This is a genomic window from Erysipelatoclostridium sp. AM42-17 (genome assembly GCF_003480255.1).
Lineage (GTDB): Bacteria > Bacillota_I > Bacilli_A > Erysipelotrichales > Coprobacillaceae > Faecalibacillus.
The window spans coordinates 58795-81276 of record NZ_QUIN01000004.1; the positions used below are offsets into that span (position 1 = coordinate 58795).

General features: G+C 31.7%; 24 protein-coding genes and 11 tRNA genes. 34 read left to right on the top strand and 1 reads right to left on the bottom strand.

Translation table 11 applies throughout. The features are described 5' to 3' along the window. The first annotated feature begins 2 nt into the window (after positions 1–2). The 24 genes from plsX (at position 3) to DW911_RS03040 (ending at position 12702) form a co-directional block, all read left to right on the top strand. Entirely contained in the window at positions 3–989 is a 987-nt protein-coding gene (plsX, locus tag DW911_RS02925) for a phosphate acyltransferase PlsX (RefSeq protein WP_118431920.1), read from the top strand. Further along, complete coding sequence (gene rnc / locus DW911_RS02930) at positions 979–1656, top strand: ribonuclease III (RefSeq protein ID WP_118431918.1); 678 nt, start codon at positions 979–981, stop codon at positions 1654–1656. Before plsX ends, rnc begins: the two co-directional genes overlap by 11 nt. Before the next feature lie 98 nt (positions 1657–1754). After that, complete coding sequence (locus DW911_RS02935; RefSeq protein ID WP_118607448.1) at positions 1755–2315, top strand: chromate transporter; 561 nt, start codon at positions 1755–1757, stop codon at positions 2313–2315. Continuing rightward, positions 2312–2866 carry a chromate transporter gene (locus tag DW911_RS02940; protein ID WP_118431914.1) on the top strand — a complete coding sequence of 185 codons (555 nt, stop codon included), beginning with the start codon at positions 2312–2314 and terminating at the stop codon, positions 2864–2866. The genes DW911_RS02935 and DW911_RS02940 overlap by 4 nt, the downstream gene beginning before the upstream one ends. Before the next feature lie 73 nt (positions 2867–2939). Further along, positions 2940–3218, top strand: coding sequence for a LysM peptidoglycan-binding domain-containing protein (locus DW911_RS02945; protein WP_118431912.1), 279 nt, complete (start codon positions 2940–2942; stop codon positions 3216–3218). 64 nt (positions 3219–3282) lie between these two features. Then, on the top strand, positions 3283–4743 hold the full coding sequence (locus DW911_RS02950) for a nicotinate phosphoribosyltransferase (RefSeq protein WP_118607449.1): 1461 nt from the start codon (positions 3283–3285) through the stop codon (positions 4741–4743). Position 4744: 1 nt separating this feature from the next. Then, positions 4745–5128 (top strand): hypothetical protein, encoded by a 384-nt coding sequence (locus tag DW911_RS02955; protein WP_118431908.1) that lies wholly within the window; start codon positions 4745–4747, stop codon positions 5126–5128. 11 nt (positions 5129–5139) lie between these two features. Further along, a complete protein-coding gene (locus DW911_RS02960) occupies positions 5140–5967 on the top strand; it encodes a prephenate dehydrogenase (RefSeq protein WP_118431906.1) in 828 nt (275 codons plus the stop codon). A 154-nt stretch (positions 5968–6121) separates the two neighbouring features. Next, entirely contained in the window at positions 6122–6655 is a 534-nt protein-coding gene (locus DW911_RS02965) for a helix-turn-helix domain-containing protein (RefSeq protein ID WP_118431904.1), read from the top strand. Between the two features lie 14 nt (positions 6656–6669). Further along, positions 6670–8247 carry an ABC transporter ATP-binding protein gene (locus DW911_RS02970; protein WP_118431903.1) on the top strand — a complete coding sequence of 526 codons (1578 nt, stop codon included), beginning with the start codon at positions 6670–6672 and terminating at the stop codon, positions 8245–8247. Then, entirely contained in the window at positions 8247–9086 is an 840-nt protein-coding gene (locus DW911_RS02975; protein WP_118431901.1) for an ABC transporter permease, read from the top strand. Before DW911_RS02970 ends, DW911_RS02975 begins: the two co-directional genes overlap by 1 nt. Beyond that, positions 9083–10972, top strand: coding sequence for an extracellular solute-binding protein (locus tag DW911_RS02980; RefSeq protein WP_118431899.1), 1890 nt, complete (start codon positions 9083–9085; stop codon positions 10970–10972). The genes DW911_RS02975 and DW911_RS02980 overlap by 4 nt, the downstream gene beginning before the upstream one ends. Positions 10973–11202: 230 nt before the next feature. Then, positions 11203–11277, top strand: a tRNA-Cys gene (locus DW911_RS02985). 6 nt (positions 11278–11283) lie between these two features. After that, a tRNA-Leu gene (locus tag DW911_RS02990) sits at positions 11284–11373 on the top strand. 59 nt (positions 11374–11432) lie between these two features. Next, positions 11433–11509 (top strand) — tRNA-Arg (locus DW911_RS02995). A gap of 5 nt (positions 11510–11514) precedes the next feature. Continuing rightward, a tRNA-Pro gene (locus DW911_RS03000) sits at positions 11515–11591 on the top strand. Positions 11592–11603: 12 nt separating this feature from the next. Then, a tRNA-Ala gene (locus DW911_RS03005) sits at positions 11604–11679 on the top strand. Positions 11680–11699: 20 nt separating this feature from the next. Beyond that, positions 11700–11776, top strand: a tRNA-Met gene (locus DW911_RS03010). Positions 11777–11808: 32 nt separating this feature from the next. Continuing rightward, positions 11809–11885: transfer RNA gene (locus DW911_RS03015), tRNA-Ile, on the top strand. Between the two features lie 13 nt (positions 11886–11898). Next, a tRNA-Ser gene (locus DW911_RS03020) sits at positions 11899–11991 on the top strand. A gap of 16 nt (positions 11992–12007) precedes the next feature. Then, positions 12008–12084 (top strand) — tRNA-Met (locus DW911_RS03025). Between the two features lie 3 nt (positions 12085–12087). Then, positions 12088–12164, top strand: a tRNA-Asp gene (locus tag DW911_RS03030). A gap of 3 nt (positions 12165–12167) precedes the next feature. Continuing rightward, positions 12168–12243, top strand: a tRNA-Phe gene (locus DW911_RS03035). Positions 12244–12297: 54 nt separating this feature from the next. After that, a complete protein-coding gene (locus DW911_RS03040) occupies positions 12298–12702 on the top strand; it encodes a hypothetical protein (RefSeq protein ID WP_118607450.1) in 405 nt (134 codons plus the stop codon). A gap of 33 nt (positions 12703–12735) precedes the next feature. Here DW911_RS03040 and gdhA read toward each other — a convergent pair whose 3' ends face one another. Continuing rightward, complete coding sequence (gene gdhA, locus DW911_RS03045; RefSeq protein ID WP_118431895.1) at positions 12736–14079, bottom strand: NADP-specific glutamate dehydrogenase; 1344 nt, start codon at positions 14077–14079, stop codon at positions 12736–12738. Positions 14080–14423: 344 nt separating this feature from the next. On the opposite strand from gdhA, the gene DW911_RS03050 reads away from it, so the two are divergent. Genes DW911_RS03050 through DW911_RS03095 form a run of 10 tightly spaced genes read left to right on the top strand, consistent with a single transcriptional unit; the run spans position 14424 to position 22388 of the window. Further along, positions 14424–15398, top strand: coding sequence for an ATP phosphoribosyltransferase regulatory subunit (locus DW911_RS03050; RefSeq protein ID WP_233541820.1), 975 nt, complete (start codon positions 14424–14426; stop codon positions 15396–15398). Further along, entirely contained in the window at positions 15391–16017 is a 627-nt protein-coding gene (gene hisG / locus DW911_RS03055) for an ATP phosphoribosyltransferase (protein WP_118431891.1), read from the top strand. Before DW911_RS03050 ends, hisG begins: the two co-directional genes overlap by 8 nt. 3 nt (positions 16018–16020) lie before the next feature. Beyond that, positions 16021–17319 carry a histidinol dehydrogenase gene (gene hisD / locus DW911_RS03060; RefSeq protein WP_118431890.1) on the top strand — a complete coding sequence of 433 codons (1299 nt, stop codon included), beginning with the start codon at positions 16021–16023 and terminating at the stop codon, positions 17317–17319. Between the two features lies 1 nt (position 17320). Continuing rightward, positions 17321–17911 (top strand): imidazoleglycerol-phosphate dehydratase HisB, encoded by a 591-nt coding sequence (gene hisB / locus DW911_RS03065; protein ID WP_118431888.1) that lies wholly within the window; start codon positions 17321–17323, stop codon positions 17909–17911. A 19-nt stretch (positions 17912–17930) separates the two neighbouring features. Further along, positions 17931–18539, top strand: a complete 609-nt coding sequence (gene hisH / locus DW911_RS03070) for an imidazole glycerol phosphate synthase subunit HisH (protein WP_118431887.1) — start codon at positions 17931–17933, stop codon at positions 18537–18539. Beyond that, positions 18533–19258, top strand: coding sequence for a 1-(5-phosphoribosyl)-5-[(5-phosphoribosylamino)methylideneamino]imidazole-4-carboxamide isomerase (gene hisA / locus DW911_RS03075; protein WP_118431885.1), 726 nt, complete (start codon positions 18533–18535; stop codon positions 19256–19258). Before hisH ends, hisA begins: the two co-directional genes overlap by 7 nt. Next, positions 19240–20007, top strand: coding sequence for an imidazole glycerol phosphate synthase subunit HisF (gene hisF, locus DW911_RS03080; protein WP_118431883.1), 768 nt, complete (start codon positions 19240–19242; stop codon positions 20005–20007). The genes hisA and hisF overlap by 19 nt, the downstream gene beginning before the upstream one ends. Further along, positions 20004–20642: a bifunctional phosphoribosyl-AMP cyclohydrolase/phosphoribosyl-ATP diphosphatase HisIE gene (gene hisIE, locus DW911_RS03085; protein WP_118607451.1), complete on the top strand. Its 639-nt coding sequence runs from the start codon at positions 20004–20006 to the stop codon at positions 20640–20642. Before hisF ends, hisIE begins: the two co-directional genes overlap by 4 nt. 29 nt (positions 20643–20671) lie before the next feature. Further along, positions 20672–21472, top strand: coding sequence for a histidinol-phosphatase HisJ family protein (locus DW911_RS03090; RefSeq protein WP_118607452.1), 801 nt, complete (start codon positions 20672–20674; stop codon positions 21470–21472). A 22-nt stretch (positions 21473–21494) separates the two neighbouring features. Next, on the top strand, positions 21495–22388 hold the full coding sequence (locus DW911_RS03095; RefSeq protein ID WP_118431877.1) for an alpha/beta hydrolase: 894 nt from the start codon (positions 21495–21497) through the stop codon (positions 22386–22388). Positions 22389–22482: the final 94 nt, after the last annotated feature.

Here is a 22482-nt window from a genome sequence, read left to right on the forward strand (position 1 = left end):
TGATGAAATTAGCAATAGATGCCATGAGTGGTGATTTGGGAAGTCAAATTGTGGTAGATGCCTGTTTATCATTTTTACAAAAAAATAAAACAGATGAACTCTATGTAGTCGGGAAAATAGAAGAATTACAAGCACTAAAAGACTATCGACAAGTAACACTTGTTGATGCAAGAGAAATTTTAGAAATGACGGAAAATATTCTTGCGATTCGTAGAAAAAAAGAATCAAGTATGGTTAAAGCAATGATGTTAGCCCGCAAAGGTGAAGTGGATGCAGTTTTATCTTGTGGTAATACCGGTGCTTATTATGCTAGTGCAATGTTATTTTTAAAGCGTATTGAAGGGGTAGAAAAATCATGTCTAATGGCGATTTTACCAACTTATAATGGTAAAGGTGTAGCTATGCTTGATGTTGGTGCCAATGCTGAAAATACAGCTGAACAATTAAAATCGTTTGCAGTTATGGGAAATGTTTACGCTAAGAATGTTCGTCACATTGATAATCCTAAAGTAGCTTTATTGAATATTGGAAGTGAAGATCATAAAGGTGATGAGGTACATAAAGAAACTTATCAAATGTTAAAAGAAATGAAAGATATTCATTTTGTTGGTAATATTGAAGGTAAAGAGTTATTGAATGGTGATGTTGATGTAATTGTCACTGATGGTTTTACAGGTAATGTTGCTTTAAAAACAGTAGAAGGAGTTGCTGGTATTTTAATGAAATCACTAAAAGATGCCTATTTATCATCGTCACGAACAAAATTAGGTGCCATGATTTCCAAGCCAGCATTAAGTCAATTAAAACATCGTTTTGATGCTTCAAGTGTAGGTGGTGCTTTAATGATGGGATTTATTAAACCGGTTATTAAGGCTCATGGTGCCAGTGATGCAAAATCGTTTGAAAGTGCAATGGATTTAGCTTTTGAAATGGTCAAAACAAATGTAGTAGAAAAAATGAAAGTAGGTTTAGTTCATCATGAAGATTAATGAATTTTTGGATCAATTAGAAATTCCTTATAAAAATATTGATTTATTTATTGAGGCTTTTACACATCCATCCTTTTCTAATGAAAAAAATGGGCGAAAAAATTATGAACGATTAGAATTTTTAGGCGATGCTGTTTTACAGTATCATGTTTCTAATTTTATTTTTGATTTATATCAAGATATTCCCGAAGGTCAGCTTACGACTTTAAGATCAAAACTAGTAAGAGAAGAATCTTTAGCTCGTTTTGCTAGAGAATTAAAATTAGGTCGTTTTATTTATTTAGGATCAGGTGAAGAACATAATGGTGGAAGAGATCGTAATAGTGTTCTTGCAGATATATTTGAGGCATTTATCGGGGCTGTATGTCATGATTGTGGACATGATTATGTAGATAAAATTTTAAAGATGACGATTTATAAACATGTTGAAGATATCCATTATGATGATATTACGGATTATAAAACAACTTTACAGGAATTAATTCAAGCGGATCAAAGAAAGACAGTAACATATCAAACTATATCGACTGAAGGTCCTTCTAATGCTCCCATTTTTGAAGTTGAAGTATTAATGGATAATATGATTTTAGGTAAAGGTAAAGGGTCAAGTAAAAAAAGAGCAGAACAACAAGCGGCTAAAGCAGCCTTACAAAAATTAGCTAAGTAAAAGGATGTTTCATCCTTTTTTAATTATAAGATAGTTACTTAAAAGTACCTACTTTATGAATATCCAATTTTTTTTATAATAGTCGTGAGGTGAAAATAATGAAGGAAAAAGGAAATTTACTTAAAGAATTATTCTTTTCAACGCTTTATTTGTCTACATTTACCTTTGGTGGAGGTTATGTTATTGTTTCTTTATTAAAGGATCGTTTTGTAGATCAATTGCATTATATTGATGAAAAGGAAATGCTTGATTTAGTGGCGATTGCTCAAGTTGCTCCTGGAGCAATTGCTGTCAATGGTGCTATTGTTTTAGGATATAAAATGGCAGGTATATTAGGAATCATTGTTTGTGTTTTAGGTACAATTATACCACCACTCGTTATTATTAGTATCATTGCGTATTTCTATCAAATTTTTATTACTAATAAAATAGTAAGTGCTATGCTTCTAGGAATGCGTGCAGGAATTTGTGCGATTATTGTCAGTGTTGTTTATGATATGTTTTTAAGTGTGATGGACCAAAATAAAATCAGAAATATTATTATTGTGGGAGTTTCTTTTATTCTTAATTATTTTTTTCAAATCAATATTATGTATATCATTATAGCTTGCTTGATTTTTGCTCTGTTAGAGTTTTTTGTTAGGGGGCGAAAGATATGATTTATTTGAAATTATTTATTGCCTTTGTTCAAATTGGCATGTTTAGTTTTGGTGGTGGCTATGCGTCTTTGCCTCTTATTTTTCAACAAGTTGTAAGTCAATATCATTGGATTGATCAGAATATTTTTACTGATTTGATTACAATATCACAAATGACTCCAGGTCCTATTGCGGTAAATTGTTCAACTTTTATAGGTCAATATGTAGCACATTTACCTGGTGCTTTGATTGCTACATTTGGTTGCATTTTACCTTCATGTATTTTGGTTTCTTTACTTGCATATTTTTATGTTAAGTATAAGAATATGAAGCTTATGCAGATGGTTTTATCTTATTTAAGACCGGCTGTAGTAGCTATGATTGCTATTAGTGGGATTTCAATTTTGATTTCTTCATTTTTTAAAAATTCAATTGTGTGCATAGGCTATATTCGTTATCATGCTTTCGTTGTTTTTATCATTTGTTTGATTTTACTTAGAAAATATAAAATGAATCCGGTACTCGTGATGATTCTTGCTGGATTAAGTGAAGTTATTATTCAGATACTTTGATGAATAATAACTTTTTTTATGCCCATATCATATTTGCAAGTAAACATAAGATACAATGAAGGAGGAATAAAATATGTATGATGAATTATATGAAGGGGATTGTCAAAGAAATCAACCACCAAGACCACCACGTCCTAGAAAGGTAGGGGATATCTTTTTATATCAAGTAAGACCTGGTGATAATGTTTTTAGAATAGCAAGAATGTTTAATTCTACAGTTGATTTTATTCGCTGTATGAATAATTTGAATAATCAAATGATGATTTTCCCTGGGCAAAATTTATTAGTTCCTGTCATTAATCAACAAGTGATGCCACGTAGTGAACAAGAATCCTATGAATTATATTTTTAATTAACTGGATTTTTAATACAAATCAGTTTATTATTATGATAAAACAAGAATAAGGAGTGGCAAAATGACACAACATGCAGGCAATAAAAGAAATCTTACATTAGTTATGGATTTATATGAAATGACAATGGCTTATAATTATTTTAAACAAGGCAAAAAAGATCAATATGTCTATTTTGATATGTTTTATCGTAAAAATCCCGATCATGGTGGTTTTGCTATTTATGCTGGTTTACAACAATTAATAGAATGTATCAAAGATTTACATTTTAGTGAAGGAGATATTGAATATCTCCGTTCCTTACATAAATTTGATGAAGAGTTTTTTGATTATTTGAGAGAATTCCATTTTACTGGATCTATTTATTCCATGAGGGAAGGAACACCAGTTTTTCCTAATGAACCATTAATTACAGTAAAAGCTAAAATAATTGAGGCTCAAATTAGCGAAACTGTTTTACTTGTTACGATTAATCATCAATCATTAATCGCAACGAAAGCTCATCGCGTTGTTCAAGAAGCAAAAGGCCGTCCTGTTTTTGAATTTGGTGCAAGAAGAGGGCAAGGTTATGATAGTGCAACTTATGGTGCCAGAGCAGCTTATATTGGTGGTGTAGCGGGAACTGCAACTGTATCAGCAGGGATGATGTTTGATATTCCGGTAGTAGGAACAATGGCACATTCTTTTATTCAATCATTTGATAATGAATATGAAGCATTCAAAACTTATGCTTTAACTTATCCGGATGATTGTATTTTATTGGTTGATACGTATGATACTTTAAAAAGTGGGGTTCCTCATGCAATTGAGGTGGCTAAAGAAGTCTTAGAACCAATGGGTAAAAAATTAAAGGGAATTCGTTTAGATAGCGGAGATATTGCTTATTTATCTAAAAAAGCAAGACAAATGTTAGATGTAGCAGGATTAAGTTATGTTCAAATTACTGCTTCAAATTCATTGGATGAATATTTAATTCGTTCAATTTTAGATCAAGGAGCTAAAATTGATTCATTTGGTGTGGGTGAAAACTTAATTGTATCTAAATCGTCACCAGTATTTGGTGGTGTATATAAATTGGTAGCTATTGAAAAAGATGGACAGATTGTTCCTAAAATCAAAATTTCTGAAAATGTTGAAAAAATAACCAATCCGGGTTATAAAAAAGTATATCGTTTATTTGAAAATGAGACAGGTAAAGCTATTGGTGATGTGATTGCTTTTTATGATGAAGAATTAGATAATCAAAAAGATTTAACAATTTATCATCAATCAAATAGCTGGAAATGTAAAACAATAGAAGCTAATACGTATACAATAGAGCCTTTACAAATTCCTATTTTTGAAGAGGGTCAATTTGTTTATGAAGAATTATCGGTTAAAGAAATTAGAGATTATTCAATAAAAGAAAAAGCAAGATTATGGGATGAAATCTTTAGGTTAGAATATCCTCATGATTATTATGTGGATCTTACTAAAAGATTATTAGATTATAAAATGATGATGTTGGAGGAAAAAAGAAAATAAGATGGCTAATTTTGATCGTAAATTAAAACGTGATAAAAAAGAATATCAATTTACAACAAAACCAATTGAAAAAAAGAAAAAATCAAGTGAGTTTAGAGAAAATTTTAATTTAAAATGGATTCCTTTAAATTGGAAATCAATTTTATTTATTATTATTGATTATATGGCGGTAAGTTTTATTTTTATACCGATGCTTGTTCAAAAGTATAATATGCTTACGGCATTAACTTTAGGACACGGTGTATTGACAAGTTTGTTACTTGTTTTAACATTTTACTTTATTAATGAAGAAAAACCACCATTGTCTGCATTATTTATTCGTTATTGCTTTTTAGCGTTAGTTTTAGGTTTAGCGTCATTTGTTACAGGTAAATTTATATTATAAAGGGGAAGAAAATGATAATTACAGTTGTTGGTTTAGGCGTCGTTGGGGGAAGCTTCGTTAAGGCTTTAAAAGGGCTTGGTCATGAGGTTTATGGCATCGATACAAATTTAGAAACATTAAAACAGGCAAAAGAAGAAGGCTGCATTATAGAAGGCTATAAAGATGGAAAAGAAATAATTGAAAAGACTGACTTAACAATTATTTGTTTATATCCTTCGTTGGTCTTAGATTTTATTAAAAATAACCATTTTAAAAAAGGAAGTATTATTAGTGATGCAGTAGGAGTAAAATCATATTTTTTAGATCAAGCAATGGAAATGATTGATCCTGAAGTTGAATTTATTAGTGGTCATCCTATGGCTGGACGTGAAAAAAGAGGATACAGTTATGCAAGTAAAGAAGTATTTAAAAATGCTAATTATATTTTAATAGAACATCCTACTAATAAAAAAGAAACAATCGAGATGATGGAGAAATTTGTTGGGACTTTAGGGTTTAAAAGCGTTAAGATTATGTCGCCACAGGCTCATGATGAAATCATTTCATTTACTTCGCAGTTGCCTCATGCTATTGCAGTGTCTTTAATCAATAGTGACCGTCAAAAATATGATACAGGTAAATATATTGGGGATTCATATCGTGATTTAACACGTATTGCTAACATTAATGAAGACTTATGGTGTGAATTGTTTTTTAAGAATAAAGACAATCTATTACAAAGTATTGATTGTTTTAAAGAACAATTAGACCGTGTTGAAACAGCTATTAAAAATGAAGATGAACAAGCACTAAAGGAAGCTTTTATTGAATCATCAAAAAGAAGAGAACATTTAGAGTAAGTCCTGGGACTTACTTTTTTTGTGCATATGTTTAGTAATATTAAACCCAAAATTAAAAATATAAAATTTATGATTGCTTTTGACAAATAATCATGTATAATGATTTTGTTCGATTTTTTAAATTATAAGTTTAATATACTGACATGGAGGGAATATGGATATTGGTAAGAGGTTAAAAGATTTGAGAATAAAAAATGATTTGACTTTAGAAGAATTAGCTTCACGTAGTGAATTAACTAAAGGTTTTCTTTCTCAAGTTGAAAGGAATTTAACCAGTCCTAGTATTTCTACACTTGAAGATCTATTAGAGGCACTGGGGACTAATTTAGCTGAGTTCTTTCAAGGTGACAAAGATGAAAAAATTGTTTTTCATACTCAAGATTTTTTTGTGAATGAAAAAGATGAATATACTATCGAATGGGTCATTCCTAATGCTCAAAAAAATGAAATGGAACCTATTTTGATGACATTACATTCTCATCAAAAAAGTATGGAAATGGCATGTCATAATGGTCAAGAATTTGGCTATGTTTTAAAGGGTCAAGTTATGCTTGTGTGTGGGCATAAAAAATATCGTTTAAAGGCTAAAGAAACCTTTTATTTAGATGGTAAACAAAGTCATTATTTGATGAATACAGGAAGTAATGACGCTAAGATATTATGGATTACCACACCGCCAATGTTTTAGAGAGGGAGAGTTTTATGGAAAAAAAGAAATTAATACAATTTAGAAATATTGTTAAAGATTTTGATGGAACGGTTGTTTTAAAAGGAATTAATTTAGATATTTATGAAAATGAATTTGTGACATTATTAGGACCTAGTGGTTGTGGGAAAACAACATTACTCAGAATACTAGGTGGCTTTTTAGATGCAAATGAAGGTCAAGTTATTTTTGATGGAGAAGACATTAGTCATGTTCCTCCACATAAAAGAGAACTCAATACAGTGTTTCAAAAATATGCATTATTTCCTCATATGACAGTTTATCAAAATATTGCTTTTGGATTAAAAATAAAAAAAATGAGTTCAGATGTCATTGAACAAATGGTTATGAAAATGTTGAAATTAATTGGTTTAGAGGGTTATGAAAATAAAAATGTAACATTACTTTCTGGTGGTCAACAACAACGTGTAGCTATTGCTAGGGCATTGGTTAATGAACCTAAAGTTTTATTATTGGATGAACCATTAGGCGCTTTAGATTTAAAATTAAGAAAAGAAATGCAATACGAATTAAAAAGAATTCAACAAGAAGTAGGAATTACTTTTATTTTTGTTACTCATGATCAAGAAGAAGCGTTAACGATGTCTGATAAAATTGTGGTAATGAAAGATGGTATGATTCAACAAATCGGTTCACCGGAAGATATTTATAATGAACCAGAAAATCAATATGTCGCTAAATTTATAGGTGAAAGCAATTTGATTTCAGGAGTTATGTTAGAAGATTATAAAGTTAAATTTGATGATCATGTTTTTGATTGCGTTGATTTCGGTTTTAAAGAAAAAGAACCAGTTGATATTGTTATCCGCCCTGAAGATATTGATATTGTAGAAGAAAATCAAGGAAAAATGACAGGAGAAGTATTGAGCGTTTTATTTAAAGGGGTACACTATGAAATTATGGTAGAAACTGTACCAGGAACAACAGTGATTGTTCAAATGCAAGTAACTCAAAGCCATGATGTTACTTCTGAAAATGGTAAAGAAAAAATGAGTGCTAATGATTTCTATGTTGATATTGAAGATTTACATCTTCTAGATGATGCTGAAATTATTGCTCGTGCTGATGCAAAAGCATGGGATCCAGAAACTGATGAATATATTTCGATTAATAAGATTGAATATGATTTAAAAAATGAATTAGGAGAATATCCAGTTGTTTTCTCTACTTCAAATGGAACAGAAGTAAGGAGAAAAATTATTGTTGTCAATCAACCGTTTGTTAAAAACTTAAAAGCCAATGAAGGGGTTATGGCATTTAATTTCTTTAAAACAATTGATGAAATTAAAGAATCAGTAGCTTTAGATACCGATTTAAAAACTTGGGCTAATGCACAAGGATGGAAATTAAATGATGAAGATGAATCAGTTGACATTTATGTTGATTATGATTTTGATCCTGAAACAATTAAAGAAGGCATTTATCAAGTACGTTTTTCTACAGAAGGTAGAGAATTTAAAATACATACAACGGATTATGTAGAAGAAGGTAAAAAGGTCGGATTAACTTTCTTCCCAGAAGATATTCATGTTATGAAGAAGATGGTGTTCTAATGAAAAAACTATCTCAATTAGCTATACCATATATGATATGGGCTGCATTAATGATATTGTTACCAATGATTTTAATTGCTTTATATGCTTTTACAACACAAGGTAACAGTATTGTTAGTTTTTCGTTTACATTAGCTCATTTTAAGAAGTTTTTTACCGACCCAGACTTTTTACTTGTTTTATGGCGTTCAATCAGTATCGCTATTAAAACGACGATTATATGCGTACTTTTAGGATATCCTATTGCTTATTTTATTGCGCGTAGTAGTGATCGTTTAAGAAATATTTTAGTTTTAGTGATTACTCTTCCTATGTGGATCAATATGCTTGTAAGAACTTATGCATGGATTGGTCTTTTATCTGATGGCGGAATCATTCAGACTATTTTGAAATGGACAGGACTTTATCATGGACAATTGCTTTATAGTGAAGGTGCTGTTTTATTAGGAATGGTTTATAACTTTATTCCTTTTATGATTTTACAAATTAACACTGCTTTATGTAAAATGGATAAATCTTTATTGGAAGCAAGTGCTGATCTTGGAGCAAATAAGATTCAAACATTTATTAAAGTAACTTTCCCATTGTCTTTATCAGGAGTAGTAAGTGGCATTGCTTTGGTTTTTTTACCAGCAGTAAGTTCATTTTTCATTCCAAAATTATTAGGTGGAGGTCAATATTTCTTAATAGGAAATGTTATTGAAAATCAATTTATTACAGTTGGTGAATGGAATTTTGGTAGTGCTATCTCTTTGATTATTGCTGCTATTATGATGGTATGTATGTATGCTATTAGAAAAATAGATGAAAGAAATAGTGGAGGTAGTCAAAAATTATGAAAAAGAACAAAAGAATAGTAGGAAAAATATTAATGGCGTTGGTTGTTATCTTTTTCTATCTCCCAATCTTATTTATGATTGTCTTTTCATTTAATTCTGGTAAATCTTTAACAAGTTTTAGTGGATTTAGTACGATATGGTATCAAAAAATGTTTGCTAGTAGAGATATGATGCAATCATTATATACGACAATTTCTGTTGCAGTCATTGCAACAATTGTTTCTACAATTGTTGGAACGATTACAGCAATTGGTTTATCTAAATCAAAGAAAATTATACAAAAAGTTGTTTCCCAACTTAATGATTTTCCGATTATGAATCCTGAAATTGTTACAGCAATTGGTTTAATGCTTTTATTTATTACGTTTCATATAGAAAAAGGCTATATGACAATGTTGCTTGCACATATTGCTTTTTGTATTCCTTATGTCATATTAAGCGTTATGCCTAAAATTCGATCTCTAGATCCTAATTTAGCTGATGCAGCAATGGATTTAGGGGCTACACCTTGGCAGGCTTTGACAAAGGTCTTAGTGCCTCAAATCATGCCGGGAATTATATCGGGAGCGCTTATTGCCTTTACAATGTCGTTTGATGATTTTATTATTTCATATTTTGTTACCGGTGGTGGTGTGAAGAATTTAAGCATTATGGTTTATACGATGTCAAAACGTGTAAATCCAAGCATTAACGCTATATCGACACTGGTTGTTGTTTTAATTACGATTGTTCTCATTGTTATTAATGTTTTACCAATGATTAAACAAAAAAGAGTGGAAACAAATAAAGCACCATTATCAAAGAAATGGATTGCTGTTTTAGTAAGTATCACTGTTGCAGTTGCAGGGCTTGGTGTGGGCTTATCTAAAGGTGGTTTTAACTCAAAAAAATATGCCGGGCAAACATTACATGTTTATAACTGGGGAGAATATACTGGAGAAAATTTAATTAGCAATTTTGAAGAAAAAACAGGTGCTAAAGTTGTTATGGATATATTTGATTCTAATGAACAGATGTATATCAAAATTGCTAATGGTGAGTCTTATGATGTTATTGTGCCTAGTGATTACATGATTGAAAGATTAATTAATGAAAAATTAATTCAAAAATTAGATCGTTCAAAATTAGATTGTTTAGACTTGCTAGCAAAAGGGGTAAAAGGACTTCCTTATGATCCACACAATGAGTATTCAGTACCTTATTTTTGGGGAACTGTAGGTATTACTTATGATAAAACAAAAGTGAGTCAGGAAGATTTGGATAAAGAAGGATATAATATTTTCTTGGATCAAAAATATAAAGGAAATATTTATTTGTATGATTCTGAGCGAGATTCTTTTATGATGGCTTTAAAAGCTTTGGGATATTCAATGAATACAACTAATCAAAACGAATTGAATGAAGCATATCAATGGCTAATTAATTGTGTCAACACAATGCAACCAGAGATAGTTACTGATGAAATTATTGATAATATGGCTCAAGGAAGAAAAGCACTGGGATTAATGTATTCTGGTGATGCAGCTTATGTTATGTCAGAAAATAAAAATATGGGATTCTATATGCCAAAAGAAGGAACAAACTTATGGTCTGATGCCATGGTTATTCCTAAGAATGCAAAAAACGTGCCATTAGCACATGAATTTATTAATTATGTTACAAGTTATGAAGGAGCATATGATAATTCTAGTTATGTAGGATATACGTCTTCAAATAAAGAGGTATTAAAGGAATTAGCATCAACAGATTATAAGGGAATCAATGCGTATAAACCACGTTCAGGTTATAAAAAAGATGAAGTATTTGCTTATGATGAAAATACAAGAAAAGTTATTTCTAGTTTATTTAGTAAAGTGAAAATTGCAGCTTCAAATGCATCAAAATAAGGATGAAATTTTTCATCCTTATTTTTGTTGATATAATCAAAACTTTTTGAAAAAATAGAGTCATCCACAAAAAATAAGTGTGGAATTTTATTGACAAACAAGGGTGTCAAATTATATAATAGTCATTGTCTTGAAAGAGACATGCTTAAATCGAAAAAATTAAAAAGAAAAAAACTGTTGCAATTTGTGTGATAATATCATATAATAATTAAGCGACATAAATAAGAAATGGTTCCATGGCCAAGTTGGTAAGGCAACAGACTGCAACTCTGTTATCATCGGTTCGAGTCCGGTTGGAACCTCCATTTTATGCCCAGGTGGCGAAACTGGTAGACGCACAGGACTTAAAATCCTGCGGACCTTTAAAATCCGTGCCGGTTCGATTCCGGCCCTGGGCACCATTTAAAAAATGCTTGACTTATCTTAATGAATTTGATAAAATAATCAAGCGTTATGAATTGCGCTAGTAGCTCAACTGGATAGAGTGCTTGACTACGGATCAAGAGGTTGTGGGTTCGATTCCTGCCTAGCGCGCCATTTATCGGGAAGTAGCACAGCTTGGTAGTGCACCTGGTTTGGGACCAGGGGGTCGCAGGTTCAAATCCTGTCTTCCCGACCATTTAAAATAATTGGGGCCATAGCTCAGCTGGGAGAGCACCTGCCTTGCACGCAGGGGGTCAGCGGTTCGATCCCGCTTGGCTCCACCAATTTAATTAAAACATAACATGGCGGGATAGCTCAGCTGGCTAGAGCATTCGGTTCATACCCGGAGGGTCGAGGGTTCGAATCCCCCTCCCGCTACCATGTTAGAGTTGGTGCCCTTAAGGCAAAGACACGGACCCTTAGCTCAGTTGGTTAGAGCTATCGGCTCATAACCGATCGGTCGTTGGTTCGAGTCCAACAGGGTCCACCATTATTATTGAAGCGGAGATTTACCCAAGTCTGGCTGAAGGGACTGGTCTTGAAAACCAGCAGAGGATTAACGTCCTGCGGGGGTTCGAATCCCTCAATCTCCGCCATTTAAAAAATTCATATCGCGGGATGGAGCAGTCTGGTAGCTCGTCGGGCTCATAACCCGAAGGTCGTTGGTTCAAATCCTTCTCCCGCAACCAAAAGGTCTGGTAGTTCAGCTGGTTAGAATGCCGCCCTGTCACGGCGGAGGTCGCGGGTTCGAGTCCCGTCCAGACCGCCAAATGGTTCCGTAGCTCAGTCGGTAGAGCAGAGGACTGAAAATCCTCGTGTCGGTGGTTCGATTCCGCCCGGAACCACCATTTGATAATTTAGGAACTCATTAGAGTTCCTTTTTTGTATAAAAGGAGATATATATGAAATACAAAGATATGAGAATGACTATGATTGCATTTATACTTAATATTATTATCTTGTTTATGATGATCTATTTTTTAACTATTCATCAGATATTTAAGTTTTGTATTGCAGGACTTTTGTTTATGATGACTTTGTCAATGGCGCTTATGAAATTTAAATGTTATGTTTTTGATGATTCGGTCATTGTTTATTCTTTTAAAGGAATAGGTGTCTTTCCTCAAGTAGTCAAATATGATAACGTGCAATCATATGAGTTGATTTCTAAACATAAATTAATTATTAATTTGAACAATCATAAAAGAGTAAAGTTATGCATTTTTGATGCTCATTCTTATTATCTTGATCTAGATCAACAATATCATCAATTTTTAAATAAAAAAAATAATACATCTAATAAGTAGATGTATTATTTTTATTTACATGTTTATTGTATTTTAATAAATTCCTTGTGAAATCATAGCCGCAACAACTTTTTCAAATCCAGCGATATTTGCACCTTTGATTAAGTCGTATCCTAAACCATATTTTTCACTAGCAGCTACAGAAGAATGATAAATATCTTTCATGATATTATGAAGTTTTTCATCAACTTCTTCTCTTGTCCAATTATAACGCATAGAGTTTTGTGACATTTCTAATGCAGATACAGCAACACCACCGGCATTAGCAGCTTTGGCTGGTCCTAATGTTCCACCTTGACTTAAGAAGTAATGAACAGCTTCAGCAGTAGTAGGCATGTTAGCACCTTCAATGATATATTTAACTCCGTTAGCGACTAATTGTTTTGCTTCTTCTTCACCGATTTCATTTTGTGTAGCACAAGGGAATGCCATGTCTACTTTTAATCCCCATGGTTTTTCACCAGCGTGGAATTCACAACCAAATTTTTCAGCGTAATCTTTTAATTTAACATCATTTGATTCTCTGATTTTTAATAAGAAATCAATTTTTTCATCTGTAGTGATTCCTTCTGGATCATATACGTAACCGTCACGTCCTGAAATAGAAACAACTTTTGCTCCATATTCTCTTGCTTTTAAACATACACCCCAAGCAACGTTTCCGTATCCTGATACAGCGATTGTTTTACCTTCATATGTTTCCCCGAAGTGAGCTAATACTTCTTTTCCGTAGTATACAGCACCGAATCCAGTTGCTTCTGGACGAATTAATGATCCACCATATGGCATAGGTTTACCAGTTAGTACACCATTTTCAAAGGCACTCTTAATTCTCTTATATTGTCCAAATAAATATCCGATTTCACGTCCACCAACACCGATGTCACCAGCAGGTACATCAACGCTAGGTCCAATGTGACGATATAATTCAGTCATAAATGATTGACAGAATCTCATGATTTCTGCATCTGATTTTCCTTGTGGGTCGAAATCAGATCCACCTTTACCACCACCGATAGGTAGAGTAGTTAATGAGTTTTTGAAAATTTGTTCAAATCCTAAGAATTTGATAATTCCTAAGTTAACTGATGGGTGGAATCTTAAACCACCTTTATATGGTCCAATGGCACTTGAGAATTGGACACGGTATCCTCTGTTAACTTGAACTTGTCCTTGATCATCCATCCAAGGTACTTTGAACATTAATGTTCTTTCTGGTTCTACTAATCTTTCTAAGATAGCCATTTTTTCATATTCAGGATGAGCAGCGATTACAGGTTCTAAGCTTTCAAGAACTTCTTCTACTGCTTGAATGAATTCTGGCTGATCAGCATTTTTTTCTTTAACGCTTTTTAATACTTTTTCAATATAATTCATTTTAATTGTCCTCCTGGTTATTATTGTAAACCCTCTTTAATAATAAATAAATATATTGAGAAATAATTATTGTAAGAATAAGTTATTAATATAATAAAAGATAATTTAATGAAATAGTACTTTATTTTGTATACAATTTATGCTAATATAGTACCAACAAGAGGTGATCAATATGAAAAAACTTATTTTTGTACAATTAAATCACCATCACCATTGGAATACATAGGGTTATATCATTTGATGATACAGCCCATTTTCACTATATATTAAGGGCGTATCTAATGGCACAATAAAGAACAACGAGTCATTAGTCAATGACTCGTTTTTTAGTAGGGGGACATAGAATGGAAGAGTTTCAGTATTTAATACCAGAAGAAAGCATTGATGCAATTATTACAAATGTATCAAAATTAAGAGAAATAGAGAATAATTTAAGGGGGATTTTTTCTAGTCATGGGTACAATGAGGTTTTAATGCCATCGTTTGAATATGTTGACTTGTATACCAAGTTAGATTGCGGCTTTGAATTAGATAAAATGTTTCAATATATTAATCATGAGGGTAAAAATGTAGCAATGAGGTTGGATTTTACAATTCCACTAGCTCGTCTTTATGCTAACAGTCATAATCAGGATGTTGCACGTTATTGTTATTTTGGTAAAGTATACCGTAAAGAAACGATGCATAAAGGTAGAAGTAGCGAATTTTTTCAAGGTGGGGTCGAATTGATGAATCTGCCTGGTCTTCAAGGTGATTTGGAATGCATGAATATGATTCAACAATCATTAAAATATTTAGCTTTAAAAAACATTTTAATTGAATTAGGTTCTGCTAAATTTTACAATCGATTATTAGAATTAGTAGAAGATAAAAAGGATGATTTGACACATATTTTAAGATTAAGAGACATCAGTGGTATGAAAAAGTTTGTTGAAGAAAATTATTTTTATGATGGACTTAATCAATTATTATTAAAATTACCTACGGCCTTTGGAAATATTGATTTATTAGAAGAAGCTATTGATACCATTAAAGATCAGGAATTAAAAGATGCATTAATTGAATTAAGAGATTTATATAATTCACTTGAAAATAAAGAACATATTATTTTTGATTTGGGAATGGTTCCGACAATGAAATATTATACTGGTTTAATGATTAAGGGTTATAGCGATCAATCAGCTTCACCTATTATCTCAGGGGGAAGATATGATGATTTATTACCACGTTTTAATCGTCAGGCAAGTGCGATAGGATTTTGTTATCACATGAATCATATTTTAAAAGCGATTGAAAGAGAAGGTGAAATCAATGATTAAGATTGCAATTACAAAAGGGCGAATAGAAAAACAGGTTTGTAAATTATTACAACAGGCAGGATTTGATATGGATCCTATTATTAATAAGGATAGAGAATTATTAATTGAAACTAAAGATGGATTTTCGGTTATTTTTGGTAAGCCTAATGACGTGGTTACTTTTTTGGAACATGGAATTGTTGATATAGGTTTTGTTGGTAAAGATACATTGGATGATGTTGATTTTGATGATTATGATGAATTGCTTGATTTAAATATTGGTAAATGCTTTTTTGCAGTGGCTGCTTATCCAGAGTATCGCACGAAAGATTTTAAAAGAAGAAAGAAAATCGCTAGTAAATATACGAATGTGGCTAAAAAATATTTTGCTTCAAAACAGGAAGATGTTGAAATTATTAAATTAGAAGGATCAGTTGAATTAGGACCGGTAACAGGCATTTCTGATGCAATTGTAGACATTGTTGAAACGGGGTCAACATTAAAAGCAAACGGTTTAGAAGTGATTGAAAAAGTAAGTGATATTTCAACACGTTTGATTGTCAATAAAGTAAGTTTTAAATTTAAAAAAGCTGAAATTATGAATGTTGTTAATAAATTAGAAAATGTTATAGGGGGATAAAACATGTTAAAAACGATTAATTATAACGGGGATTTAAAAGAAATAGCTAATAAATTAAATAATCGTAAAGAAGAAATTAGCGAAGAAGTAAACAATGCAGTAAATGGCATTATTCAAGATATACGAAAAAATGGGAATCAAGCACTGTTTGATTACTGTAAAAAATTTGATGGCTATGAAATAAAAGATGAACAAGATTTGATAGTAAGTGATGCTGAAAAAGAAGCGGCTTTAAAAGAAGTAGACGAGGATTATATTCGTATTTTAGAAAGAACAAAAAAACAAATTACAGAATTTCATAAGAATCAAATTGATAAATCATGGTCTTTATATAAAGACAATGGTGTTATTATGGGACAAATGGTAAGACCGATTGAAAGAGTAGCTTTATATGTACCAGGAGGTACAGCAAGTTATCCTTCAACAGTTTTAATGAATGCTGTTCCGGCTAAGCTTGCTGGAGTGAAAGATTTAGTTATTATTACACCAGTTAAAGCAGATGGTAAAGTCAATCCGGTCATCGTTGCAGCAGCTAAAGTCAGTGGTGTTAATACCATTTATAAATTTGGGGGAGCACAAGGGGTGGCTGCAATAGCAAATGGAACAGAAACAATAAAAAAAGCAGATAAAATTGTTGGACCAGGTAACATCTATGTTGCTACAGCAAAGAAATTGAGTTATGGGGTTGTCGATATTGACATGGTAGCAGGACCAAGTGAGGTCTTAATTATTGCTGATGAAAAAGCTAATCCAAAGTATATTGCTGCTGATTTAATGTCACAGGCAGAACATGATAAGCTTGCTAGTGCTATGCTTGTAACAACAAGCCAATCATTAGTTGAAGAAGTTAACAAAGAACTAAAAAGACAAATAGCATATTTATCAAGAAAAGAAATTATTGAAGAATCATTGAAAAACTATGGAGGTGCTATTATTGTAGATAATTTAGATGAAGCTTTTGAAGTTTCTAATTATCTTGCACCGGAACATTTAGAAATATTAGTTGAAAATCCTGTTAATACATTACCAAAAATAAAAAATGCTGGTTCAATCTTTTTAGGAGAATATACTCCAGAACCATTAGGAGATTATATGTCAGGAACAAACCATGTTTTACCTACAGGTGGAACAGCAAAATTCTATTCTGCTTTAGGTGTTTATGATTACGTTAAATATTCATCTTATAGCTATTATCCTAAAAACGTTTTAGAAACATTCAAAGATGACGTCCAAACATTTGCTAAAAGTGAAGGATTAGATGCTCATGCTAATTCAATTGCAGTAAGATTCGAGGATCAATAATATGAGAACAGCGACAATAAAAAGAGAAACTAAAGAAACAAAAATTAACCTTACTTTAAATTTGGATGGAGAAGGACAATCATCTATTAATACAGGGGTTGGCTTTTTAGATCATATGTTGACTTTGCTTGCGTTTCATGGTCAATTTGATTTGAATTTAACATGTGATGGTGATTTGCAAGTTGACAGTCATCATACAGTGGAAGATATAGGCATTGCTTTGGGAGATGCATTAACTGAATGTTTAGGTGATAAACGAGGTATTTATCGTTATGGTAGTTTTACAATTCCAATGGATGAAGCATTGGTAACGGTTGATTTAGATATCAGTGGTCGTGCTTTCTTGGTCTATCATGTTCCAGATTTACCAACAGTAATTTTAGGGAATTATGAAACTGAGATGACAGAAGAATTTTTTAGAGCATTAGCGACACATGGCAATTTGACTTTACATATTAATGAACACTATGGCAAAAATAGTCATCATATTATTGAGGCTTGTTTTAAAGCCTTAGGACGTGCTTTAAAACAAGCAGTTAAAATTGATCCTGAAAATGCGGATAAAGTAAGTTCTTCAAAGGGTGTTTTATAAATCTTTTAGGGGGGATATCATGTTAGCTATTATTGATTATAACTTGGGGAATTTAAAAAGTGTTTATGGCGCTTTGAAAAGAATTGGTCTTGATCCTATTATTACAAGAGATCAAGATGTTATTAGACAAGCAGATGGAATTGTTTTACCGGGTGTTGGAGCATTTCCAGTAGCTATGGAAAATCTAAAAAAATATGATTTAATTGATGTATTAAATGAAAAAAAGGAACAAGGGACACCTATATTAGGTATTTGTTTAGGTATGCAAATATTGTTTGATTGGGGTTATGAGGTAGAAAAAACAGCAGGGTTAGGATTTATTCCAGGAACTGTTGAATTTATGGATATAGATGAAAAGATTCCACACATGGGATGGAATCAGCTTCATTTCAATCAAAAACATCCATTATTAAAATATATTAATGAAAATGAAGATGTTTATTTTGTTCATTCTTATTATGCAAAATGTGATCCACAATATTTAGTGGCTTACAGTGATTATGGAAAAGCTAATATCACAGCAATTGTGGCTAATAAAAATGTAATGGGATGTCAGTTCCATCCTGAAAAAAGTGGAACGGTCGGACAAAATTTATTAAAGGCATTTAAGGAGATGATATCATGTTAGTTATACCAGCGATAGATTTAAAAGATGGACAAGCAGTAAGATTGTTTAAGGGAGATTACAATCAAAAAACAGTTTATAGTCATCATCCTGAACAGTTAGCGCAACATTTTGAACAGTTAGGTGCCAAGATTCTTCATGTTGTTGATTTGGATGGAGCTAAAGATGGACAATGCATCAATTTAGAAACGATTAAAAAAATTAGAAATGCGACTTCAATGAATTTAGAATTAGGTGGCGGAATCCGTAATATGGAAACTGTTGATTTATATTTAAATGAAGTAGGTATTGATCGTGTTATTTTAGGAACAGCAGCTATTGAAAATCCAAAATTTTTAAAAGAAGCCCTTGATAAATATGGACCTCAAAGAATTGTTGTTGGTGTTGATGTAAAAAATGGTTTTGTTTCAACATCAGGCTGGCTACAAACAAGTCAAGTAGCTTATCTTGATTTTATTAAACAATTAGAAAACTTAGGGGTAAAATATATTGTTGCGACGGATATTTCAAAAGATGGAACTTTAACAGGACCTAACTTTGATATGTATGATCAAATTTATCAACATAGTTCAATTCAATTTGTTGTTTCTGGTGGTATTAAAGATTTTGATAACATTAAAGCTGTAGCTGATAAGGGCTATTATGCTTGTATCGTCGGAAAGGCTTATTATGAAAATAAAGTTGACTTAAAGGAGGCGATTACATGCTTACAAAAAGGATAATTCCTTGTTTAGATATTAAGGATGGTAAGGTTGTTAAGGGCATCAATTTTGTTGGTTTAAAAGATGTGGGTGATCCTATTGAACTAGCCAAAAAATATGACTTACAATGTGCTGATGAAGTTGTTTTTTTAGATATAACCGCTTCATATGAAAAAAGAGATATTATTAAAGATTTAATAGCACGTGGAGCCAGTGAGCTTACAATTCCTTTAGCTGTAGGAGGGGGAATTCGTACTCTTGATGATTTTAGAACGATTTTAGCAAGTGGTGCTGACAAAGTGTCCGTTAATTCAGCAGCTATAGCAAATCCACAATTAATTGAAGATGCTGCCAAAGAATTTGGTGTTCAATGCGTTGTTGTGGCCATTGATGCTAAAAAAAGAGATGATGGTAGTGGTTATGATGTTTATGTCAAAGGTGGCAGAGAAAATACTGGCATTGATTTAATTGACTGGGTAACGAAATGTCAATCATTAGGTGCTGGAGAGATTTTATTAACTTCTATGGATGCTGATGGAACAAAAGCAGGATATGACATTGACATGATTAATGCAGTCTGTCAAGTTGTAGATATACCGGTTATTGCCAGTGGTGGTTGTGGAAGTATTCAAGATATTATTGATGTATTTGAAAAAACAAATTGTGATGCTGCACTTGTTGCTTCTTTATTTCACTTTGATGAAGCAACAGTAGAAGATGTCAGAGAGGCATGTAGACAACATCATATAAATGTAAGGAGAGCAAAATGAGACCAGATTTTAAAAAAATGGAATTAATTCCAGCAATTGTACAAGATTATCAAACAAAAGAAGTATTAATGCTTGCTTATGTTAATGAAGAAGCTTATGATAAAATGCTTGAGATTGGTCAAACTGTATTTTATTCAAGAAGTCGAAAAAAACTATGGCACAAAGGAGAAGAATCAGGACATTTTCAAGATGTTAAAGGAATCTATTTAGATTGTGATCTAGATACTTTACTTATTTATGTTAAGCAAACAGGAGCTGCTTGCCACACTGGTGCTTATTCTTGTTTCTTTAATGAAGTGAAACCATATGACAGCGTAGATATCTTTAAAGAATTAGAAAATTTAATTGCTGATCGTAAAGTTCATCCAAAAGAAAAATCATATACTAATTATCTTTTAAATGAAGGTGTAGATAAGATTTGTAAAAAAGTTGGTGAAGAAGCAAGTGAAACAATTATTGCTGCTAAAAATGATAATAAAGATGAACTCGTAGGTGAGATTAGTGATTTATTGTATCATGTCTTTGTATTAATGAATGATCGTGGAGTGGCTTTATCTGATATTCAAAATAAACTTAAAGCGCGTCATCAAATTACAGGAAATAAAAAAGAATTTCATACGAGAGGAGAATATTAAGGAGAGCATTCTCCTTTTTTAATAAAACTATGAAAACAATAGATTATCATATGCATACATGTTTTTCTGGTGATAGTGAGGTCAATCCCAGAGAACATGTTTTACAAGCTATAAAGATGAATTTGGATGAAATTTGTTTTACAGATCATCGGGATTTTGATTATCCTATTGATTCTTTTGAATTAGACGTTGAAAACTATTATCAAACAATTCAGTCATTAAAAGAGGAATTTAAAGATAAAATTAAAATTAAATGGGGAATTGAAATAGGGTTGGATTTAGATCATAAGGAAGAAATTAATCAATTAATTGCTCAATACCCTTTTGATTTTGTAATTGGATCAATTCATGTTATCCATCATACAGAATTTTATTATGGTGAATTCTTTAAAAATAAATCTAAAGAACAAGCTCACCAAGAGTTTTTTGAGGAAACATTAAAATGTGTTCAAGAATTCGATTGTTTTAATGTGTTAGGTCATTTAGACTACATTGTTCGCTATGGCCCTTATCAAGATAAAAGTGTAGATCATCAAAAGTATCAAGATATTATTGATGAAATATTTAAAACATTAATAAAAAAAGGAAAAGGTATAGAAGTAAATACATCTGGATATCGAGATTTGAAAACATGTGGTTTTCCTAATTTTGAACAAGTACAAAGATATTATGATATAGGAGGACGCATTATTACAGTTGGAACTGATAGTCATACTAGTGATCGAGTAGGTGAAAACTGTTTAACAGTTGTAAAAAAATTAAAAGAAATAGGCTTTAATGATGTAAGTACTTTTACATTACAAGTGAAGGACTTGATGACTATTGATTAAATTATAAAAGGAAGTGTAAAAAATGACATATGAAGAAATGATAGAAGATGAAACAGTCATTGAGGGAATGAATACAAAAGTCATGAGCGACGAAGAGATGGATACAATATATATACCAGATGTTGAATATATGAATCTTGATGGTATAAGCCGTGTTTTACAGATACTTATGCCTCGAAAAAGAAATATGAATCATGAAAAATATCCATTAATTATTTATGTTCAAGGGTCAGCATGGCATCAACAAAATGTTTATCAACATGTAGGTCAACTTAATTATTTATGCAAACAGGGGTTTGTTGTTGCTATTGTACAATATCGTGAAAGCGACATAGCTCCCTTTCCAGCCCAGATTGAAGATACAAAAACAGCGATTCGTTTTTTAAAAAAACATAGTGAAGAATATTATATCGACAATAAAAATACTTTTTTATTTGGTGATTCTTCTGGTGGACATGTTGCTTTACTTACTGGACTTACATCTCATTTAAATATGCTGGATAGTCATTTATATGAAGAATATTCTTGTGATATAAAAGGAATTATTGATTTTTATGGTGTTGTTGATATTACCATGGAAGATGGTTTTCCTACAACAAAAAATCATCAGCAACCTGACAGTCCAGAAGGATATTTAATAGGAAGAAAAAATGTTTTAGACAATCTCGATATAGCTTATCAAACAAATCCTATTCATTACTTAGACGGTGATATTCCGCCGATATTGATTGCTCATGGAACTAAAGATCGTCTTGTTGCCTTTAAACAAAGTGTAAAACTATACCAAGCTTTATTAGATAAAAATAAAGAGGTTGTTTTTTATCGAATGAAAGGTGCTGACCATGGTGGACCGATGTTTTTTTGTGAAGAAATGTTAGATGAAGTTGTTAAATTTATTAAAAAACATTTATCTTAAAAAGATAGGATGTATTTATAAGGTTGCGCAATTAAAGTAAAGGATTAGACATCTTTTGATTAAACTATGATATAATAATATATATAGGAGGTTA

Excerpts from the sequence above, each read along its gene's own strand:
- DW911_RS02960 (WP_118431906.1), top strand. The coding sequence starts at position 5,140 with ATGATAATTACAGTTGTTGGTTTAGGCGTCGTTGGGGGAAGCTTCGTT.
- DW911_RS03040 (WP_118607450.1), top strand. The coding sequence starts at position 12,298 with ATGAAATACAAAGATATGAGAATGACTATGATTGCATTTATACTTAAT.
- DW911_RS03050 (WP_233541820.1), top strand. The coding sequence starts at position 14,424 with ATGGAAGAGTTTCAGTATTTAATACCAGAAGAAAGCATTGATGCAATT.
- hisD (WP_118431890.1), top strand. The coding sequence starts at position 16,021 with ATGTTAAAAACGATTAATTATAACGGGGATTTAAAAGAAATAGCTAAT.
- plsX (WP_118431920.1), top strand. The coding sequence starts at position 3 with ATGAAATTAGCAATAGATGCCATGAGTGGTGATTTGGGAAGTCAAATT.
- DW911_RS02935 (WP_118607448.1), top strand. The coding sequence starts at position 1,755 with ATGAAGGAAAAAGGAAATTTACTTAAAGAATTATTCTTTTCAACGCTT.
- hisH (WP_118431887.1), top strand. The coding sequence starts at position 17,931 with ATGTTAGCTATTATTGATTATAACTTGGGGAATTTAAAAAGTGTTTAT.
- hisA (WP_118431885.1), top strand. The coding sequence starts at position 18,533 with ATGTTAGTTATACCAGCGATAGATTTAAAAGATGGACAAGCAGTAAGA.
- DW911_RS02970 (WP_118431903.1), top strand. The coding sequence starts at position 6,670 with ATGGAAAAAAAGAAATTAATACAATTTAGAAATATTGTTAAAGATTTT.
- DW911_RS03090 (WP_118607452.1), top strand. The coding sequence starts at position 20,672 with ATGAAAACAATAGATTATCATATGCATACATGTTTTTCTGGTGATAGT.
- DW911_RS02975 (WP_118431901.1), top strand. The coding sequence starts at position 8,247 with ATGAAAAAACTATCTCAATTAGCTATACCATATATGATATGGGCTGCA.
- hisF (WP_118431883.1), top strand. The coding sequence starts at position 19,240 with ATGCTTACAAAAAGGATAATTCCTTGTTTAGATATTAAGGATGGTAAG.
- DW911_RS02945 (WP_118431912.1), top strand. The coding sequence starts at position 2,940 with ATGTATGATGAATTATATGAAGGGGATTGTCAAAGAAATCAACCACCA.
- DW911_RS02980 (WP_118431899.1), top strand. The coding sequence starts at position 9,083 with ATGAAAAAGAACAAAAGAATAGTAGGAAAAATATTAATGGCGTTGGTT.
- hisG (WP_118431891.1), top strand. The coding sequence starts at position 15,391 with ATGATTAAGATTGCAATTACAAAAGGGCGAATAGAAAAACAGGTTTGT.
- DW911_RS02955 (WP_118431908.1), top strand. The coding sequence starts at position 4,745 with ATGGCTAATTTTGATCGTAAATTAAAACGTGATAAAAAAGAATATCAA.
- hisB (WP_118431888.1), top strand. The coding sequence starts at position 17,321 with ATGAGAACAGCGACAATAAAAAGAGAAACTAAAGAAACAAAAATTAAC.
- DW911_RS02940 (WP_118431914.1), top strand. The coding sequence starts at position 2,312 with ATGATTTATTTGAAATTATTTATTGCCTTTGTTCAAATTGGCATGTTT.
- hisIE (WP_118607451.1), top strand. The coding sequence starts at position 20,004 with ATGAGACCAGATTTTAAAAAAATGGAATTAATTCCAGCAATTGTACAA.
- gdhA (WP_118431895.1), bottom strand. The coding sequence starts at position 14,079 with ATGAATTATATTGAAAAAGTATTAAAAAGCGTTAAAGAAAAAAATGCT.
- DW911_RS02950 (WP_118607449.1), top strand. The coding sequence starts at position 3,283 with ATGACACAACATGCAGGCAATAAAAGAAATCTTACATTAGTTATGGAT.
- DW911_RS02965 (WP_118431904.1), top strand. The coding sequence starts at position 6,122 with ATGGATATTGGTAAGAGGTTAAAAGATTTGAGAATAAAAAATGATTTG.
- rnc (WP_118431918.1), top strand. The coding sequence starts at position 979 with ATGAAGATTAATGAATTTTTGGATCAATTAGAAATTCCTTATAAAAAT.
- DW911_RS03095 (WP_118431877.1), top strand. The coding sequence starts at position 21,495 with ATGACATATGAAGAAATGATAGAAGATGAAACAGTCATTGAGGGAATG.